The organism is Mesorhizobium sp. M00.F.Ca.ET.216.01.1.1, assembly GCF_004010325.2.
Classification (GTDB): Bacteria; Pseudomonadota; Alphaproteobacteria; order Rhizobiales; family Rhizobiaceae; genus Mesorhizobium.
Genome location: NZ_SADR02000004.1, coordinates 183,242 through 202,677, shown reverse-complemented (window position 1 = coordinate 202,677; position 19,436 = coordinate 183,242). Strand labels below are relative to the sequence as shown.

Here is a 19,436-nt window from a genome sequence, read left to right as displayed (position 1 = left end):
GTGTTGCACGTCGGACTCTTGTCACCGAGTCAGCGCATAAGGTATTTGTAGTCGAGAAAATAACTAGATTTCGTGCGGCGGACCTAATCACACGATATATGTGGTGTCTGCCCGGCGGGAGCCGGGTCGTGAAAGGATTCCGATCGCCGCACATTTCAGCAGGAGCGCGGTCTCATGAACTGGACTGACGAGCGGGTCGAACTTCTTAGAAAATTGTGGTCGGAGGGGCTGAGCGCCAGCCAGATCGCCGCGCAGCTCGGGGGCGTCAGCCGCAACGCGGTCATCGGCAAGGTGCATCGGTTGAAGCTGTCGGGCCGCGGACGCGCGACAGCCACTCCGGCGCGCCAGAAAAAGTCCGTGCAAGGATCATCGATCCAGAAATCGGTGTCGCGCGCCGCAAGTGCTGCACGCCACGTCACCAGCTCGATCGGCGCAACCGCGCTGCAGGCGCAGTTCGATGCCGAACCACTGGCGCGCCACTACATCCGCCCGGTCGAGAACGTCGTCGTGCCGATCTCGCGGCATCTACAGCTCGTCGAGCTGACCGAGCGCACCTGCAAATGGCCGAATGGCGACCCGCTTTCGGAAGACTTCCATTTCTGCGGCAACGACGCCGCCGAAACCGGACCCTACTGCAAGTACCACGCCCGCGCTGCGTTCCAGCCGGCTTCGGAGCGGAGGCGGAATAGATAGGTAGGGGAGTAGGGAGAAGGACAACGCTTCGCTTTAAATAAGTGTCGTTCTCCGTGCACTGATACTGCCCTATTCCCCTACTCCCTTATTCCCCTATAGCCATCCATTCTTTCGAAACCGCCAGTACAGGACCGTGCAGATCAGGCCGATCGCGGCCAGCACTGCCGGGTAGCCATATTCCATCCGCAGTTCCGGCATGTCGTTGAAATTCATGCCGTAGATGCCTGCAAACGCCGTCGGCACCGCCAGTATGGCGGCCCATGAAGCGAGCTTCTTGGAGATCGCCGTTTCCTGGCTCTGGCCGACCAGCAGGCTGGCCTCGAAGGCAAAGGCGAGAACCTCCCGCAGGCTGTCGATCTTTTCCTGGACGGTGCGGATATGGTCGGTCACGTCGCGAAACAGCGGGTGCATGGCGGCATGTATCTGCGGCAGGTCGGCGCTGGTCAGGCGGCGGCAGACCTCCACCAGCGGAAGCGCCGCATTGCGCAGGCGCAAGAGGTCGCGGCGCAGCATATAGAGCCGCTCGATGTCGGTGCCGGTCATCGGCTTCAGCAGAACCTTGTCCTCGATCGCCTCGACCTCGTCCTCGATCTGCTCGAGCACCGGCATGTAGTTGTCGACGATGAAGTCGAGAATGGCGTAGAGGACGAAGTCCTCGCCCTTGGCCAGCGAGTGCGGGCAGCTTTCCCAGTGCTGGCGAACGGCGGCATAGGATGTCGACGGCCCGTGCCTGACACTGACGATATAGCCCGTGCCGACGAACAGATGCGTCTCGCCGAAGGTGACGCGCCCGTCGATCAGCTGAGCCGTGCGGGCGATGACCAGCAGCGCGTCACCATATTGCTCGATCTTCGGCCGCTGGTGCGGATGCTCGGCATCCTCGATCGCGAGGTCATGCAGATGGAATTGCGCCTGGACGCGAAGCAAAAGGTTGCGGTCCGGCTCGAGCAGGCCGATCCAGACGACGTGTCCCGGTTTCTTGGCCCATTCGCCAGCTTCCTCGATCGGAATGTCGGCGATACGCCGGCCGGCCGTATAGACGCTGCAAGCGATAATGCTGGATGAAGGCGGCGACGGCGCGAACTCGCGGACATATTCCATCGCAGCCTCCTGAAGGCATGACCTTCACCAGGGAACCGAGAAGCTTAACGTCCAGATAGTTTAGCGCACTATGATCAAGTATTCGAGAGGCGGTCGTTTCACTTCGCGGGTTGCGATGCCGGAAGCACGATCTTGTCCGTCTTGTCGCCCTTGGGCCGCTCGGCCGGCATCTGGTCGCCGGTGACGATGTAGTAGATCGTCTCGGCGATGTTGGTGGCGTGGTCACCGATCCGCTCGATGTTCTTGGCGCAGAACAAAAGGTGCGTGCAGGGCGTGATGTTGCGCGGGTCTTCCATCATGTAGGTCAGCAGCTCGCGAAACAGCGAGGTGTACATGGCGTCGATCTGGTCGTCGCGGTCGCGGACGAAGCCGATTTTCTCCACCGAGCGCGAGGCGTAGACATCGAGCACTTCCTTGAGCTGCGTCAATGCCAGGTCGGCCAGCGCCTCGAGGCCGCGGAACAGGCTGGTCGGCTGGCGCCCGTCGGTGACGGCCACCACTCGCTTGGCGACATTCTTGCCGAGGTCGCCGACACGTTCGATGTCGGCCGAGATACGGATGGCGCCGACGATCTCACGCAGGTCCGTTGCCATCGGCTGGCGCTTGGCAATGATGACGATCGCCTTGTCGTCGATCTCGCGTTGCCCTTCGTCGAGCACGATATCGTCCCGGATGACCTTCTCGGCGAGACCGGGATCGGCGTTGACAAGGGCGCTGATCGCCTGTTCGACCATGCGTTCGGCATGGCCGCCCATAGCGGCGATGCGCTTCGACAAATACTTCAGTTCTTCGTCATAGGCGCTGACGATGTGCACGGACTGCATGGACGAAATGCCTTCCCGGGATCTTCTGGCCGAGTCGTTTCCTCGAATCCTCCGCTGATACGCTAGCCGGATGACAGAAAAAAGAAACAGTCGGTGGGCTGCGCCCCACCTGGACGCACAGCTACGCTCCACACTCTTGCGCAACAGATATAGTGCTGCGTTAGCGCGCCGGCAAATGAACCGAGAACGCCGCGCCGTTGCCGACTTCCGACTTGATCGACAGCCTGGCGTTGTGGCGCGTCAGGATGTGCTTGACGATGGACAGGCCAAGGCCGGTGCCTTTCTGCGTCCGGCTGTTCTCGACATCGACGCGGTAGAAGCGCTCGGTGATGCGCGGGATGTGTTCTTCGGGTATGCCGGGACCGTAGTCCCTGATGGTGACGTCGATGCCTGGCTCGGGAGCGGCATCGCTACGCGCGATCGACACCGTGACGCGCCCGCCCGACTGTCCGTATTTGCAGGCATTTTCCAGCAGGTTCTCGAAAACCTGGAAAAGCTCGTCCCGGTCCCCCGGCACGTCGAGCGGCCCTTCGACGAAATCCCGCTCGACTACGACACCGTTTTCCCTGGCGAGCGGCCCAAGCGAATCGATGACGCTGTCGACGGTCTGGCGCAGGTCGACCTCGGTTCCCGGCCTCAGATAAGGCTTCATCTCCAGCCGCGACAGCGACAGCAGGTCGTCGATCAGGCGCGCCATGCGACCGGTCTGGTTCTGCATGATCTGCAGGAACTGCTCGCGCGCCGCCGGGTCGTTGCGGGCCGGGCCGCGCAACGTCTCGATAAACCCCGAGATCGAGGCGAGCGGGGTGCGCAGTTCGTGACTGGCGTTGGCGATGAAGTCGGCGCGCATCCGGTCGATCCGGCGCGCCTCGCTCTGGTCCTTGAACACCAGCACATAGAGATCGGTGGCGTGGCCGACCGAGGATGCGCTCACCCGGTAGGCCCGTTCGACCGGCAGCTTTTCGGTATAGTCGACGACATCGGAGGCGACGTTTCCCGACAGGACGCTGTCCAGCAGGGCCTGCATCTCCGGCGCACGGAATTTCAGCGGCAACGACATGCCCGGCGCGATCCCGCCAAAGGCCGCGAAAGCGGCGGCGTTGGCGTGGACGATAGTGGCGGTGCGGTCGAAGATGATCAGCGGATCGGCAACGGCCGCCGCGAGGTATTCGCCGGAAAGCCGCTGCAGCCCGCCCGCCTCGGTCGCCGCCCCGCTCTCCGTAAACTGGCGTGCGGCAGCGCTCGGCAGCATCGCGGCGGCAAACAGCAGCGCAACTGCCAGCACAACCACCCAGGCGGACATGCCGGCGAACCCATAGGCGGCCAGAACCGCGACGATGCCGGCGGCGAGCAGCCAGCGGCTGTTCCAAAGCCGGCCAGCGAGGACTCGCGCCGTGCCTTTCCGCTCTGTGCCCAACTCAGCCATTGTCAACCATTCGCGTGCGCGCCTTGGTTGGCCGGTCGGCTGGAAACTTCCGCTGGACCGGCCTGGAGGCTCCCAATAGCATGAGTCCGGAAGCTGGAAAGGTTCGTCTCGATGAAAAAAACCGAGGAAACTCCCGCAGCATCCGCATCCGGGCCGCTGAAGATCAGAGTCGACGGCAAGGAGCGGGAATTCGACATCGAGAATCCGGCGCTTCCGGACTGGGTCGAGGACAAAAAGCTGACCGCCGGCGGTTATCCCTACGACAAGAAAATGAAGAGCGCCGAGTATGACGAGACCCTTGAGCGGCTGCAGATCGAGCTGGTCAAGGCACAGGCATGGCTGCAGTCGACGGGCAAGCGGGTGATGGCGCTGTTCGAAGGACGCGACGCCGCCGGCAAGGGCGGCACGATCTTCGTGCTGCGCCAGTACATGAACCCGCGAACCGCGCGCAACGTGGCACTGACCAAGCCGACCCCGACTGAAACAGGACAGTGGTATTTCCAGCGCTATGTCGACCATTTCCCGACGGCGGGCGAATTCGTCACCTTCGACCGCTCCTGGTACAACCGCGCCGGGGTCGAACCGGTGATGGGCTTCTGCACGCTGGAGCAGCATGAGAAATTCCTGGACGAAACACCGCATTTCGAGCGGATGATCTGCAACGAAGGTATTCATTTCTTCAAATTCTGGCTGAACATCGGCCGGGAAACACAGCTCGAACGGTTCCACGACCGCCGCTACAGTCCGTTGAAGAACTGGAAATTCTCGCCGATCGACATCGCCGGCATCACCAAGTGGGACGACTACACCAAGGCGCGCGATGTCATGGTCGAACGCACGCACAAGGAGTTCGCACCCTGGATCATCGTGCGGGCCAACGACAAGCGGCGGGCGCGGCTGGCGGTGATCCGGCGCATCCTGTTGTCGCTGCCTTATGACGGCCGCGATCTCGAGGCCATCGGCAAGGAAGACAAGAAGATCATCGGCGAAGGGCCGTCTTTTCTGGAAAAATAAACGGGCCCAGCCGCCGCGGATTGGACCATTCCGCAAACGATCCGGTGTCGCGACGGCGCGCGATGATCTTTCATGCCGCCAGCCGGGCGATCCGCTGCAATCGCTTCAGGGTGGTGTCGTCCTGCAGCGCTTGCTGGAACAGCGAGATCTCCTGGTCGATGCGGTCGCAGAGCGCGCCCGTGTCGCCCTTGAGCAGGCCACGCGTCTGCAGCAGTGCGGCGACCGGCTTCTTGACGAGCTGCCTTGCCCTGCCAAGAGCAGCGTCCTCGACGCTGCCGTCCGCCACGATCTCGGCAACCAGCCCGAGCGCCTTGGCATCTTCGACGCCGAGCGTATCGCCGAGGCAAAAGAAGCGGAAAGCACCGGCGTAGCCAAGTTTCTGTGGTGCCAGGATGCTCGTCGCCGCGTCCGGCACCAGGCCGAAATCGACAAACGGCACCCGGAATGTGCTTTCGCTCGACGCGATCACCATGTCGCAATGGAACAGGATGGTGCAGCCGACGCCAACGGCATCACCATCGACGCAGGCAAGGACCGGTTTCGGGAACGTCGCCAGCGTGCGAAACATGTCGGTGACGGCGGCGATCAGTTGCTGATGCTTGGCGGCATCGAGAAACTCGGAAAAGTCGCCGCCGAGGCAGAAGCAGCCTGCGAGGCCACGCAGCAGCACGACGCGCACTTCGTCATCGGCGGCAGCTTCATGGAAGGTTTTCGCCAGGCTTTCATAGGCCCGCCTGTCCAGCACTGGCCGGCCATCCTCCGACGACACGGTGACGATCAGCGTATGGTTGCGCAATTCTGGTTGCGGATGGACGTTCATGGTCGCCTCCTACGAAGCTTGCTTCAGTCCGAGCCAGTCGGGATACCCCCTGGCCAGAACCGGTGCGAAATGATTACGGCGCGAGCGCACGACATCAAGCGTGTGCTCGTTGAAGGTGAGCAAAGTGGCGACCACCTGCTGGTTGCCATAAGTACGCTGGTAACCAAGCGGCGTGGCCAGGAAGTGCAGTTGCAGCGCGCGCAGGACCCACATCGGCTCGAATTCGATGATCACCTGATTGACGTTGCGCCTCAGTCCCCACTCGACGAAGCCGGCAATCAATTCGGTGCCGACCGTCGATACACCGCGCCGCCCGTCACGAAAGCCGGGCGCCACAGCATAGCGGGTCAGTTCGTAGATATTCGGCCCGGACGGTGGCGTCCCTTCATAGAGGTCCGCCAGCACATCGGTCAGAAGATGCGCTCGCGTCGTCGGCAACATCCGCTGATAACCGGCGAGTTCGCCGTTCCTGATGACGAGCTGATGCACCGCCTCGTCGTGGTCGAACTGGTCGATCTCGAGGCCGTCGGGACGCTTCAGATCGGTCCATCCCATCTCCTCGACGAAGATCTTGTAGCGCAAACGATGAACGGCCTCCCAAAGGTCGGGACGTTCCATCAATTCCTGTGTGGTGAGGGAAAAAAGCATCGGCTATCTCCTAGGTTTACCAGGAGGATACGATCAGGCCTTTGCGGGAAAATTACGTGATCACGTAGTCAAAAATTTCTAGGCCGGCATGGCCGACCTAACTAATATAGCCGCGCCTTATCGCTTCCGCGACGGCCTGCACGCGGTTGACGGCACCAAGTTTGCCCTTGGCGTTAAGCAGATGTTTCTCGGACGTGTGCTCCGAGATGCCGAGGATTTGCGAGATCTCCCATTCGGATTTGCCGACGGCAGCCCATTGCAGGCACTCGCGCTCGCGCGGTGTCAATTCTATGTGATCTATGGTTTTGCCGGCCATCGTGTGGAGCTGCATGGCACGACCTATCGCATAGGTTGACGCCAGCGACACCAGGCCGAACTCAGCTCCCGACAGTTCTACGGCCTCACCGCCCAGCGATACCATGACGATCTGGCCATCAAGCGTGACCAGCGGGAAGGCCAGTCCATCGCGCAGCTTGAATTCGCTGGCATCGCCCATCACCTCGTCGCTGCTCTTGTCGATGCGAATGCTTTCCGATGCTTCCCGCCACTGGAACGGCGCCTGAAGCTGCTTCATGTGGCTGACGACAGGGTCATGATCGACATAGTTGCGCGCCACATAGCGCTCCAGCCATTCTCCCGGCCAGTCGCAGAGCAGGACGTGATCCTTTTGCTGGCTGCGTGGCGTGCCCGGCTGCGGAACCGTTCCCGCCATCAGCGCCGTCAGGCCGAAGTTCGACGTGATGCCGAGCAGCTGTTCGCAGACCGCTGCCGCCGTGCTGGCATGCTGCAGCTGATCGATGAATTCCAGTGTGCGATCGAACTGACTCATCGCAACATTTACCCCATGTTGCCTCCCGTTCTTGAGATTGCAAAGCTGCGCCTCGGTGACTGCCCACTTTCCAGCCGACGCTGCGCAGCTATTTGCAAACTCACTAAATCATATCCCTAAATCGACCGGTTGAAACCAAAAACCGTTGTGCCTGCCTCGTTTTCGTACCAAAAGCCAATGGGCATGAGTGGCGGAGCTTTATCGTGACATTCCGGTGGATATCCATCGCCCTGCTATCGATGACGATCGCAACACAATCGCTCGCCGGCACCGCGCGTGCTGCAGGGCCGCAGGTGCCGGTGCTTTGGGACGCCAAGGAGCGGCTGCCGAAGCCGGATCTTTCGGCGCTGCCACGGCTGAGATTCCTCACCACCACCGATTTCCCGCCTTTCAATTTCCTCGACGTCGCCGGCCGGCTGTCCGGCTTCCACATCGATCTGGCGCGGGCCATCTGCGCCGAACTCGACATTGCGGAAAAATGCCAGATCCAGGCGCTGCCATGGGGCGAGCTTGAGGGAGCGTTGCAGAAGGGCGAAGGCGAGGCGATCATCGCCGGCATCGCCGCCACGTCTGAGTCGCGGTCGAAATACGCCTTCTCGCGCTCCTATCTGCAGTTTCCGGCGCGCTTCATCATGCTGAAGACAAAGGCCTTTGCGGAACCTATCTTCGACAGACTGCGCAGCAAGCGCATCGGCGTCGTCTCCGGCTCCGCGCATGAGCGGATGCTGCGCGATTATTTCAGCACCGTTCAGGTCGTCCCCTTCGAAAAGCCGGAGGCGCTTTACAGCGACCTCAAGGCCGGCAAGATCGACGCCGCCTTCGGGGACGGCATGCGCTTTGCGTTCTGGCTTGGCGGCTCGGACGCTGCGAGCTGCTGCCGCTTTGCCGGCGGGCCGTACCTGGCGCCCGAATATCTCGGCTCGGGCATGGCCATCGCCACCCGAGCCGGTGATCCGGCGCTGGCCGCGGCATTCGACTATGCGCTGCAGGAGATTTCCGTGAAAGGCACGTTTGCCGAGTTCTACCTGCGCTATTTTCCGGTCAGCTTTTTCTGATTTTCGAAAGCCCCATCAAGTGAGCGTGCGAAGGCGGGCCTTGGCAGCGCGGGCGATGGCGGCGACGGTCAGCGTGTCGAGATCGAGCTTCAGGCGGATGAGCTGCAGCACCCGCACCTCCTCCAGGCGCATTTCGAGATCGATGGCCGCGACCTCGAAGGCTGCGGCATAGGCGGTGTCGCGCAGCCGCTCCGGCAGCGCCTCGGCGACGCGTGCCAGCACGCCTTCCAGCCCGTCCTTTTCGTGAAGCTTCTTCTGGCAATCCTGCGCGATCTCAACCAGCCTGTCCTGGTTGAAGTCCTCGAACACCGGCCATGAGCGGATGACGTCGCCGATCCGCGCCAGCTCGACATCGGTCATGTCGCGGTCGGAGGCCGAGGTGATGACCATCAGGTAGATCAGGGCTTCATGCGGCGACAGCAACGGCATTCAAAACTCCTCGAGTGGCCTTGAAGTTAGGAACGAGGCGTAGGCGCCGCAAGGAAAAAGAGCCGCAAATCGTTGACGCCCAAGACAGGCGCGCCTAGAGACCGATTGAAAAACCCTCTCTTCCGGCGACGCCGGCGAATGATTTGGAAAATAGCGACATGGCGGGATCAAACATCATCGATCTCAATCCCGAGGTGCTTGCGGCAGCGGCTGAAAGCAAAGCCTGGCCGTTCGAGGAAGCCAAAAAGATCATCCAGCGCTACAAGGACACGGATTTTCCCGAGCCCGTGCTGTTCGAGACGGGCTACGGCCCGTCGGGGCTGCCGCATATCGGCACGTTCGGCGAGGTCGCGCGCACCTCGATGGTGCGCCACGCCTTCCGCGTCCTCACCAGAGACACGGTCAAGACCAAGCTCTTGTGCTTCTCCGATGACATGGACGGCATGCGCAAGATTCCCGACAACGTGCCTGATCGCGCTGCACTTGAGCCGCACCTGCACAAGCCGCTCTCGTCGGTCCCCAATCCCTTCGGTGGCGACTATGCAAGCTTCGCAGACCACAACAACGCGATGCTTTGCCGCTTCCTGGACACGTTCGGCTTCGACTACGAGTTCGCCAGCGCGACGGAATATTACAAGGCTGGTCGTTTCGACGAGGTTCTGCTGCGCGCCGCCGAACGCTTCGACAAGATCATGGCGGTGATGCTGCCGACCCTCGGCGAAGAGCGCCAGGCGACCTATAGCCCGTTTCTGCCGATTTCCCCCAAGAGCGGCCGCGTGCTTTACGTCCCCATGAAGCATGTCGACGCCAAGGCCGGCACCATCACCTTCGACGATGACGGCACCGAAACCACGCTCTCCGTAACCGGCGGCAAGGTGAAGCTGCAATGGAAGCCGGATTTCGGCATGCGCTGGGCAGCGCTCGGCGTCGATTTCGAAATGTTCGGCAAGGACCACCAGACGAATGCGGTGATCTACGACCGGATCTGCGACATTCTGGGCGGACGGGCGCCGGAGCATTTCGTCTATGAGTTATTTCTGGACGAGAACGGCCAGAAGATCTCGAAGTCGAAGGGCAACGGACTGACAATCGACGAGTGGCTGACCTATGCCCCGACCGAGAGCCTCGGCCTCTACATGTACCAGCGGCCGCGACAGGCCAAGAAACTCTATTTCGACGTCATTCCGAAGGCGGTGGACGAGTATTACACCTTCTTGTCCGCCTATCGCCGGCAGGAGTGGAAAGAACGTCTGGGCAATCCGGTCTGGCACATGCATGACGGCAATCCGCCTGTCATCGACCTGCCGGTGCCGTTCGCGCTGCTGCTCAACCTGGTCAGCGCCTCGAACGCGCAAAACAAGGATGTGCTGTGGGGCTTCATTTTGCGCCATGTATCGGGCGTGACGCCGAAGACCCATCCCGAGCTCGACCGGCTGGCCGAATATGCGATCCGCTATTACGACGATTTCGTGAAGCCGGCCAAGGTGTATCGCGCCGCCGACGCGGTCGAGCGCGAGGCGCTGATCAAACTTTCGGATGCGCTGGCCGCTCTGTCGCCGGGAGCCGACGGCGAAGCGATCCAGAACGCGGCGCTCAACGTAGCGCGCAGGATCGAGCGCTATCAGGACCATTCGAAGCAGAGCCCGGAAGGCGGGCCGGGCGTTTCCGTCGCCTTCTTCCAGATGATCTACCAGGTGCTGATCGGCCAGGAGCGCGGCCCACGCTTCGGCTCATTCGCAGCGCTCTACGGCATTGCCGAGACCCGCGCGCTCATTCAGCGGGCGCTGGCTGGTCAGCTAGCGGCCTGAGAACGCCGCCCTCTTCCTCCAATATCGAACCCGGCGCAGCAGGCGCCGGGCGAGATGCTGCCGGAACCGGCGGCAGGCCTGAAAGGTCTGGCGCCGACCCGAAAATCCCCTTTTTCGCCGTGCTCGCCTTTTCGCCAGCCTCGACATAGGGGCCGCCCCTTGCGGCCCGGGCCCAGCCGTTTTCCACCAGCCACTGGCCGATATCCTGCTTGCCGATGCGGCATTCAGCGGAGATCAGGTCGCGGCCACCTTCAGGCGGCACCGTGCAGACCACTGTCCGGCCGCGCAGGAAAGCGCGGAACGCCGTCCGCGCCCGGATGCCGCAAGCCCAGGATTTGCCGTCGTCCGTGCAGATCTCGTCCTGCTTGACGACGTCGATGCCTGAAACCGCGACGGAATACCCCTTGGCCTCGATCAACCCGGCGGCGGTCGCCACCGGCTGGAACAGCTTTGTCCCGTTCCAGTCATCGGGCATTTTCGGCTTGGGCGGCTTGGGCGGTCCGGCCAGCGACAAATCGCTCAGCGGCGCGCGCGGTTCGACCCGTTCAAGCTCTTCGGCAGGAAGCTGCGGCGGCACGACGGCCGCGGGATCGATCGCCCTGGAATGCGCCGTTGGCTTCAGGGGCTGAGGCCCCGGAATGGCTGATGTAGGCGGCGCTTCAGGAGTGGCCTCAACGCTTGCCTCGATCTGGTCGACAGTGACGCCGCTTTCGCCGCGCTGTACGGCGCGGCCGCCAACGGCAATCGCTGCAGCCATCGCCGGGATGGTCAGAACGGCCATGGCAAGGTGAAACAGGCGCACCGGCCGGACCTACTGGCTTGCCCAGACAATCCGCGCCACCCATTCGATATCACGCATCGGGATATCGCGGTCCGGATGGTCGGGATTGAGCGAAACCAGCGCGATCGACTTCGTCGTCTGGCGATCCAGCACCTTGGCCATTACCTCGCCGGCAGTGGTCTTGACGACGACGCGGTCGCCCTTGCGGGTGGCCGCGCCCGGCTCGACGATCAGCACATCGCCGTTGCGGTATAGCGGCAGCATGGAATCGCCCTGGACCTTCAGCGCATAAGAGGTCTCGTTCGCCCGCGCCGGAAGCTCGACCAGGTCCCAGCCTTGACCCGCCGGATAACCGGCATCATCGAAGAAGCCGCCGGCGCCGGCCTGGGCAAAGCCGAGCAGCGGCACCGAAGACCCCCGCATGGGCAAGTATCCGGGAGCGGCTTTGCTACGGCCTTCGACCAGTCCCGCAAATTCGTCGAGCGAGGCGCCGGTCGCCTCGATGATCTTGGCCAGCGATTCGGTCGACGGCCAGCGCGGCCGCCCATCCGATGACAGCCGCTTCGATTTGTTGAAGGCGGTGGAATCAAGGCCCGCGCGCCTGGCCAGGCCCGAGGCCGACAGCGAATAGCGCTCGGCAAGAGCGTCGATGGCAGCCCATACGCGGTCATGCGAGAGCACGTCTTGCTCTCCTTCAAAACAGGAAAAAATACCTTTGCCCTTCTAGTCTTCGCTCGCCGATTTGTCCACCGGCAGTCCTGCAGCGCCGCCTGCTTTGGCCAAGCTGCGCAGTCCCTGGTGCGAGGTCATGAACATCCGCTCGGCCTCCATCAGCGGACGCGGCTGGACCTTGTGGCCAAGTGCCGCGACGACCTCGTCAATATCGAGAAAACGGCGGCCGGTACGATCGTAGAAGCCCGCGGTCGTCATGATCAACGCCGCGGTTTCACCGTTGTCGAGGACGAAACGATACTTGCCGATGACACCGGTGCCTTCCCAGGTCTCGATCGAGGACACCACTTCGAAGCGCCGCCACAACCTGATCTCACGCACATAGACCGACTGCAGCCCGCCCATCATCGGCGCCCAGCCGTTCCTCCTGGCCAGCGTGACGAGACCCGCGCGCACGAAAATGTCGATGCGGCCGAGATCGGCCAGCGTCATGTAGCGTGCATTGTTGAGATGGACGTTAGCATCGATGTCGGTCGGCAGGCAGCGAAAGGCCAGCCGGCTTTCGCCACCCATCACATAAGGGCCACGGCGAGGCGCCGTGGTGATCGTGCGCGCGAGTCGGGCCCAGACGTACATGGCCCGCCAGGCGTCAGGCCGCTTTCTTCACCTCGCTCTTCGCATAGGGATCAAAGCGCTTGTAGAAGGTCTCGCCCTTCTCGGCCATGTCGAGCAGCAGCTTGGGCGCCTTGAACTCGGCGCCGTATTTCTTCTGCAGGGCCTTGGCGATCTTGACGAATTTCTTGGCACCGATGCCGTCGATATAGGACAGCGCACCGCCGGTAAAGGGCGCGAAGCCGAAGGCAAGGATCGAACCGACATCGGCCTCGCGCGGATCGGTGACGATGCCCTCCTCCATCACCCGTGCCGCTTCCAGCGCGATGGTGACCAGGAGACGCTGCTTCAGCTCCTCATAGTCGACCTTCTCCGGTGCAAGCTGCGGATAGAGGTCCTTCAGGCCCGGCCACAGCTTCTTTTTGGCCGGCTTCGCCAGATAGTCGTAGAAGCCCTTGCCATTCTTGCGACCGAAGCGGCCGTGAGTGTCGGCCAGTGTGTTGATCAGCGCCATCTGCCTCTGGTCGACCGCCTTCTCGCCGAGATCGCGCATGGTTTGCTTCATGATCTTCTGCGCAAGGTCGATCGCCGTTTCGTCGGTGAGCGCCAAGGGTCCGACGGGCATGCCTGCGGCCTTCGCCGCGTTCTCGATCATCGGCGCCGGAACGCCCTCGATCAGCATCTTGTAGGCTTCCGACATGTAGCGCAGCACGCAGCGATTGACGTAGAAGCCGCGCGTGTCGTTGACGACGATCGGCGTCTTCTTGATCGCCCGCACGAAGTCGATCGCGGCGGCGAGCGCCTTGTCGCCGGTCTTCTTGCCGAGGATGATCTCGACCAGCATCATCTTGTCGACCGGCGAGAAGAAGTGGATGCCGATGAAGTTCTTCGGCCGCGCCGAATTCTTCGCCAACGCGGTGATCGGAATGGTCGACGTGTTCGAGGCAAAGATCGCCGATGGCTTCAGCACGGCTTCCGCCTGTTCGGTGGCGCCCTTCTTGACCGCCGAGTCCTCGAAGACCGCCTCCACCACCAGGTCGCAACCGGCGAGATCGGCATAGTCGGCCGTCGGCGTGATCAGCGACAAGAGCTTGTCCTTCTCCTCGGGCTTGGCGCGGCCCTTCTTCACCTGATCCGAGATCAGGCTGTCCGAATGCGCCTTGCCCTTGGCGGCGGACTCCATGTCGCGGTCGAGCAGCACCACCGGTATACCGGCCTTGGCGGTGACATAGGCGATGCCGGCGCCCATGAAGCCGGCGCCAAGCACGCCGATCTTCTTGAACTTGGTTTCCGGCACGTCCGCGGGGCGGCGCGCGCCCTTGTTCAGTTCCTGCAGCGACACGAACAGCGAGCGGATCATCGCCGCCGCTTCCCTGGTCTGCATGATCTCGGTGAAATAGCGCTGCTCGATGCGCAAGGCGGTGTCGAACGGCACCAGCAGGCCTTCATAGACGCATTTCAGGATCGCGGCGGCGGCAGGATAATTGCCATAGGTCTCGCGGCGCAGGATGGCGATGGCCGGCGGCCACAGATTGGCGCCGGCCGCCGAATAGATGGGGCCGCCGGGCAGCTTGAAACCCTTCTCGTCCCACGGCGCCACCGGCTTCAAGCCGTTCCTGATCATCGCCTTGGCGGTCTCGACCAGTTTGTTCGGCTCGGCGATCTCGTGGATCAGGCCCATCGACTTGGCCTTCTGCGGCGACAGCGTCTGGCCGGAGGTCAGCATCTGCAGCGCCTGCTGCTGGTCGGTCAGCCGCGGCACGCGCTGGGTGCCGCCGGCGCCCGGGAAGATGCCGATCTTCACTTCGGGAAGCGCCATCCTGACCTTGTCGGAATCGGCCGCGACACGGCCATGGCATGCGAGCGAAAGTTCGAACGCGCCGCCCATGCAGGTGCCGTTGATAGCCGACACCCACGGCTTGCCCGAGGTTTCCAGCTTGCGGAACAGACCGGTCATATAGCCGGCATTGTCGAACAGCGCCCTGGTCGCCTTTTCCGGATCGCTGCATTTGTCGGCGGCGAAGGTCGCCAGCATCTTCTGCAGCATGGTGATGTCGGCGCCGCCGGAGAAGGTGTCCTTGCCGGAGGTGATCACCGCGCCCTTGATCGCTGCGTCGCCCGCCACTTTGTCGACGATAGCGTTCAGTTCCAGCATCACCTCTTCGGTGAAGACGTTCATCGAACGGCCGGGCATGTCCCAAGTGACCAGCGCGATGCCGTCGGCGTCGATGTCGAGGGTGAAATTAGTGTAGCTCATCGGTTTCTCTCCCCGTCAGACGCGTTCGATGATCGTTGCGGTGCCCATGCCGGCGCCGATGCAAAGCGTCACCAGCGCGGTGTTCAGGTCGCGGCGCTCCAGTTCGTCCAGCACCGTGCCCAGGATCATCGCGCCGGTGGCGCCGAGCGGATGACCCATGGCGATGGCGCCGCCGTTGACGTTGATCTTGTCGTGCGGAATGTCGAAGGCCTGCATGTAGCGCAGCACCACCGCCGCGAAGGCCTCGTTGAGCTCGAACAGGTCGATATCCGACAGCTTCATCTTGGCGCGCTTCAGCAGCTTTTCGGTGACGTCGACCGGACCGGTCAGCATCAGTACCGGTTCGGAGCCGATATTGGCGAAGGCGCGAATGCGGGCGCGAGGCTTCAGGCCAAGCGTCTTGCCCGCCTTCTTCGAGCCGAGCAGCACCGCTGCGGCACCGTCGACGATGCCCGAAGAATTGCCGGCATGGTGCACATGGTTGACCTCTTCCACTTCGGGATGCTTTTGCACCGCGACGGCATCGAAACCGCCCATTTCGCCGGGCATGACGAAGGACGGATTGAGTGAAGCCAGCGACTGCATGTCAGTTGAAGGCCGCATGTGCTCGTCATGATCGAGGATGGTCAGGCCGTTCTGGTCCTTGATCGAGATCACCGAATTCTTGAAGCGGCCCTCGCCCCAGGCCTTGGCGGCGCGCTTCTGGCTCTCGACCGCATAGGCGTCGACGTCATCGCGCGAGAAGCCGTATTTCGTGGCGATCAGGTCGGCCGAGATGCCCTGCGGCACGAACCAGCCCGGCAGGCCGACCGAGGGGTCCATGAACCAGGCGCCGCCGGACGCGCCCATGCCGACGCGCGACATCGATTCGACGCCACCGGCAATGACGATCTCGTCGGCCCCTTGCACGATCTTGGCGGCGCCGAAATTGATGGCATCCAGGCCCGAGGCGCAAAAGCGCGAGATCTGCATGCCGGGCGCTGAGGTCGCGTAGCCCGCCTCGAAGGCAGCAGCACGCGGAATGACCGAACCCGCCTCGCCGACCGGATCGACACAGCCGAAGATGATGTCGTCGACGGTGCCGGTGTCCAGCTCGTTGCGGTCACGCAGCGCCTCCAGCACCTTGGCGCCGAGCCGCACCGCCGGCACCTCGTGCAACGAGCCATCCTTCTTGCCCCTGCCACGCGGCGTGCGCACGGCGTCGTAGACGTAAGCTTCGGCCATTTTCCTGCTCCTTGGGTTTGCTGAAAAGTCGCTCAGAGAGAGCGCCCGATCAGCAATTTCATGATCTCGTTGGTGCCGCCGTAGATGCGCTGGACGCGGGCGTCGCGGAACATGCGGGCGATCGGATATTCATTCATGTAGCCATAGCCGCCATGCAATTGAAGGCATTCGTCGACCACTTTGCCCTGCAGGTCGGACAGCCAGTATTTTGCCATCGAGGCCGTCACCGGGTCGAGGCCGCCATTGATGTGGCGGGTGACGCAGTCATTGTAGAAGACACGGCCGATGGTCGCCTCGGTTTTCAGTTCGGCGAGCTTGAACTGGGTGTTCTGGAACTCGATGATCGCCTTGCCGAAGGCCTTGCGCTCCTTGACGTAGTCGATGGTCAGCGCCAGCGCCCGCTCGATCATGGCGATGGCGCCGGTGCCGATCTGCAGTCGCTCCTGCGGCAATTGCTGCATCAGCTGGACGAAGCCCTGCCCCTCCTCGTGGCCGAGCAGGTTGGACGTCGGCACGCGCACGTCGTTGAAGAACAGTTCCGACGTGTCGTTGGCCTTCAAGCCTATCTTGTCGAGGTTGCGGCCGCGCTCGAAGCCCTCCACCTCGTCGGTCTCGACGACGATCAGCGAAGTGCCCTTGGCGCCCTTGGCCGGGTCGGTCTTGGTGACGACGATGACGAAATTGGCGAGCTGGCCATTGGTGATGAAGGTCTTGGAGCCGTTGAGCCTGTACTGATTGCCGTCCTTCTCGGCGCGCGTCCTGATGCCTTGCAGGTCGGAGCCGGCACCCGGTTCAGTCATGGCAATGGCGCCGATCAACTCGCCGGTCGCCAGCTTCGGCAGCCATTTCTTCTTCTGCTCTTCCGACCCATAATGCAGGATGTAAGGGGCGACGATCGAATTGTGCAGGCCGATGCCGAAACCATCGACGCCGACATGGCCGATCGCCTCGATGATGGCGCTCTCATGTGCGAAGGTGCCGCCGGAACCGCCATATTCCTCCGGCATCGAGGCGCAGAGCAGACCGGCGGCACCAGCCTTCAGCCAGCTTTCGCGGTCAACCATCTCGTTCTTCTCGAACTCGTCGTACCGCGGCGCGATCTCTTCCGACATGAAGCGGTGCGCCATGTCGTAGAGCATGCCGACTTCTTCCGCCGCCCAGGCGGGTTTCGGCAAAGAAAGCACTTCGGCGGGATTTGTCGCCACGATTTCCTCCGCGCATCGGCAAGCTAAAGGCCGGCTGCACCGACCCGTCGAACTTAGAACGCTTCCGCCGGCAGTGCCATCAATGTATCGGCGCCGCTGGAAATGCGGACGAGGTGCGCCGACGTCTCCGGCATGATCCGCTCCATGAAGAAGCGCGCCGTCACCAGCTTGTTGTCGTAGAAGGGCGCAGCACCATCGGCGCCGCTCGCCAGTTTCGCCCCGGCCGCCTTGGCCATCTGCGCCCACATGTAGCCCAGCGCCACCAGGCCGAAGAGATGCATGTAGTCGGTCGAGGCCGCACCTGCATTGTCGGGCTTGGCCATGCCGTTCTGCACCAGCCACATCGTCGCCGCCTGCAAATCGTTGTGACCCTTCTTCAGCGCCCTGGTGAAGGGTGCCATCTTGTCGTCGGCGCGGTTCTCCTCGCAGAACTCGCCGACCTCCTTGAAGAAGGCCTGCACGGCGCGACCGCCATTCAGGGCCAGCTTGCGACCGACGAGGTCGAGCGCCTGGATGCCGTTGGCACCTTCATAAATCATGGCGATGCGAGCATCGCGCACGAACTGGCTCATACCGTGCTCTTCGATGTAGCCGTGACCGCCGAACACCTGCTGCGCCATCACCGCGTGATCGAAACCCTTGTCGGTGAGCACACCCTTGACCACCGGCGTCATCAGGCCGGTGTAATCGTCGGCAATCTGGCGATCCTTGTCGTCGTCGGAGCGGTGGGCGATGTCCGACTTGATCGCTGTCCACAGCGCCAGCGCACGACCGGCCTCGTTGAAGGCCTTCATGGTCATCAGGCTGCGGCGGATGTCGGGGTGGACGATGATTGGGTCGGCCTTCTTGTCCGGCGCCTTCGCGCCGGACAGCGAGCGGCCCTGCAGGCGGTCCTTGGCGTAGGAAACGGCGTTCTGGTAGGCAACCTCGGACAGCGAAAGCCCTTGCAGGCCGACGCCGAGCCGCGCCTCGTTCATCATCGTGAACATGGCCTTCAGCCCGCCATTCGCCTCGCCGAGCAACGTGCCTTCCGCCTCGTCATAATTCATGACGCAGGTCGAATTGCCGTGGATGCCCATCTTCTCCTCGATCGAACCGCAGGAGACGGTGTTCCGCTCGCCCGGATTGCCTGATGCACCGAGCTTGAGCTTCGGCACGATGAACAGCGAAATGCCTTTCACCCCCTCCGGCGCACCCTCGATGCGGGCCAGCACCAGATGGACGATGTTGTCCGACATGTCGTGCTCGCCGGCGGAGATGAAGATCTTCTGGCCTGAGATCCTGTAGGTGCCGTCGCCGTTTGGAACGGCCTTGGTGCGCAGCAGGCCGAGATCCGTGCCGCAATGCGGCTCGGTCAGGTTCATGGTGCCAGTCCAGGCGCCGTCGACCATCTTCGGCAGCCATGTCGTCTTCTGCTCGTCGGTGCCGTGGGTGATGATCGCCGCGATCGCGCCCTGTGTCAGGCCCGGATACATCATCAGCGACATGTTGGCCGAAATCATATACTCGGAAACCGCCGTGTGCACGGCATAGGGCAGGCCCTGGCCGCCAAACTCGACGGGTGCGGCCAGCCCCATCCAGCCGCCGCTGCGATACTGGTCATAAGCGTCCTTGAAGCCTTTCGGCGTCGTTACCGAGCCGTCGTCATGGCGCACGCAGCCTTCCATGTCGCCGACGCGGTTCAGCGGCTGCATGACGTTTTCGGCGAGCTTGGCGCCCTCGGCGAGGATCGCCTCGACCACGTCCGGCGTCGCGTCGGAAAATCCGGGAAGGTTGGAATAGCGCTGGTAGCCCAACACGTCGTTGAGCACGAACAGCGTGTCCTGGACGGGCGCCCTGTAGATCGGCATGCGTTTCCTCCACCATGCGGCCTTGGCCCCGATATCGAGCGGACCAATGTCTAAGTCGGGATAGCAAAAATTGACGTTTGCGTAAACGTCAATTTCTCCGGTGCGACAAATTTTTCTCCGGCGCTCCATCCCGAAGCGGAGCGGCGCAACGACATTGAAGCCAGCGCGGGACGGCTTGAAACGTCCTC

18 protein-coding genes are annotated in these 19,436 nt (G+C 62.6%); 4 read left to right on the top strand and 14 right to left on the bottom strand.

The features are described from left to right. Positions 1–174: 174 nt before the first annotated feature. Positions 175–693 (top strand): GcrA family cell cycle regulator, encoded by a 519-nt coding sequence (locus EN859_RS07730; RefSeq protein WP_127852705.1) that lies wholly within the window; start codon positions 175–177, stop codon positions 691–693. 93 nt (positions 694–786) lie between these two features. On the opposite strand, the gene EN859_RS07725 is transcribed toward EN859_RS07730, so the two are convergent. From EN859_RS07725 to EN859_RS07715, 3 genes are all read right to left on the bottom strand, one after another. Beyond that, positions 787–1,794, bottom strand: coding sequence for a magnesium and cobalt transport protein CorA (locus EN859_RS07725; protein ID WP_127852706.1), 1,008 nt, complete (start codon positions 1,792–1,794; stop codon positions 787–789). A 98-nt stretch (positions 1,795–1,892) separates the two neighbouring features. Then, positions 1,893–2,618, bottom strand: coding sequence for a phosphate signaling complex protein PhoU (gene phoU / locus EN859_RS07720; protein WP_127852707.1), 726 nt, complete (start codon positions 2,616–2,618; stop codon positions 1,893–1,895). Positions 2,619–2,778: 160 nt separating this feature from the next. Then, entirely contained in the window at positions 2,779–4,044 is a 1,266-nt protein-coding gene (locus tag EN859_RS07715; protein ID WP_127852708.1) for an ATP-binding protein, read from the bottom strand. Between the two features lie 111 nt (positions 4,045–4,155). Here EN859_RS07715 and ppk2 point away from each other — a divergent pair, with 111 nt between their 5' ends. Next, complete coding sequence (gene ppk2 / locus EN859_RS07710; RefSeq protein ID WP_127852709.1) at positions 4,156–5,058, top strand: polyphosphate kinase 2; 903 nt, start codon at positions 4,156–4,158, stop codon at positions 5,056–5,058. 70 nt (positions 5,059–5,128) lie between these two features. On the opposite strand, the gene EN859_RS07705 is transcribed toward ppk2, so the two are convergent. From EN859_RS07705 to EN859_RS07695, 3 genes are all read right to left on the bottom strand, one after another. Next, entirely contained in the window at positions 5,129–5,878 is a 750-nt protein-coding gene (locus EN859_RS07705) for an enoyl-CoA hydratase-related protein (protein WP_127852710.1), read from the bottom strand. A 9-nt stretch (positions 5,879–5,887) separates the two neighbouring features. Further along, positions 5,888–6,526, bottom strand: coding sequence for an acyl-homoserine-lactone synthase (locus EN859_RS07700; protein ID WP_127852711.1), 639 nt, complete (start codon positions 6,524–6,526; stop codon positions 5,888–5,890). Positions 6,527–6,623: 97 nt separating this feature from the next. Further along, entirely contained in the window at positions 6,624–7,355 is a 732-nt protein-coding gene (locus tag EN859_RS07695) for a LuxR family transcriptional regulator (RefSeq protein WP_127852712.1), read from the bottom strand. Positions 7,356–7,558: 203 nt separating this feature from the next. Between EN859_RS07695 and EN859_RS07690 the strand changes: the two genes are divergently transcribed. Then, positions 7,559–8,410, top strand: a complete 852-nt coding sequence (locus EN859_RS07690; protein ID WP_127852713.1) for a transporter substrate-binding domain-containing protein — start codon at positions 7,559–7,561, stop codon at positions 8,408–8,410. A gap of 15 nt (positions 8,411–8,425) precedes the next feature. Here the strand turns inward: EN859_RS07690 and EN859_RS07685 are convergent, their stop codons facing one another. After that, positions 8,426–8,839 carry a tellurite resistance TerB family protein gene (locus EN859_RS07685; protein WP_127852714.1) on the bottom strand — a complete coding sequence of 138 codons (414 nt, stop codon included), beginning with the start codon at positions 8,837–8,839 and terminating at the stop codon, positions 8,426–8,428. A 158-nt stretch (positions 8,840–8,997) separates the two neighbouring features. Between EN859_RS07685 and EN859_RS07680 the strand changes: the two genes are divergently transcribed. Then, complete coding sequence (locus EN859_RS07680) at positions 8,998–10,647, top strand: lysine--tRNA ligase (protein ID WP_127852715.1); 1,650 nt, start codon at positions 8,998–9,000, stop codon at positions 10,645–10,647. Here EN859_RS07680 and EN859_RS07675 read toward each other — a convergent pair. From EN859_RS07675 to EN859_RS07645, 7 genes are read right to left on the bottom strand one after another with little or no spacing between them, the layout of a single operon-like run. Continuing rightward, entirely contained in the window at positions 10,610–11,449 is an 840-nt protein-coding gene (locus EN859_RS07675; RefSeq protein ID WP_245525504.1) for a thermonuclease family protein, read from the bottom strand. The two genes, EN859_RS07680 and EN859_RS07675, sit on opposite strands and share 38 nt — an antisense overlap. 9 nt (positions 11,450–11,458) lie before the next feature. Further along, a complete protein-coding gene (locus EN859_RS07670) occupies positions 11,459–12,109 on the bottom strand; it encodes a helix-turn-helix transcriptional regulator (protein WP_127852716.1) in 651 nt (216 codons plus the stop codon). A gap of 42 nt (positions 12,110–12,151) precedes the next feature. Next, positions 12,152–12,736 carry a thioesterase family protein gene (locus tag EN859_RS07665; protein ID WP_127852717.1) on the bottom strand — a complete coding sequence of 195 codons (585 nt, stop codon included), beginning with the start codon at positions 12,734–12,736 and terminating at the stop codon, positions 12,152–12,154. 13 nt (positions 12,737–12,749) lie between these two features. Beyond that, positions 12,750–14,969, bottom strand: a complete 2,220-nt coding sequence (locus tag EN859_RS07660) for a 3-hydroxyacyl-CoA dehydrogenase NAD-binding domain-containing protein (protein WP_127852718.1) — start codon at positions 14,967–14,969, stop codon at positions 12,750–12,752. Positions 14,970–14,984: 15 nt separating this feature from the next. After that, entirely contained in the window at positions 14,985–16,193 is a 1,209-nt protein-coding gene (locus EN859_RS07655) for an acetyl-CoA C-acetyltransferase (protein ID WP_127852719.1), read from the bottom strand. Positions 16,194–16,225: 32 nt separating this feature from the next. After that, positions 16,226–17,398, bottom strand: coding sequence for an acyl-CoA dehydrogenase family protein (locus tag EN859_RS07650; RefSeq protein ID WP_127852720.1), 1,173 nt, complete (start codon positions 17,396–17,398; stop codon positions 16,226–16,228). Positions 17,399–17,451: 53 nt separating this feature from the next. Further along, positions 17,452–19,248, bottom strand: coding sequence for an acyl-CoA dehydrogenase (locus EN859_RS07645; protein WP_127852721.1), 1,797 nt, complete (start codon positions 19,246–19,248; stop codon positions 17,452–17,454). Positions 19,249–19,436: the final 188 nt, after the last annotated feature.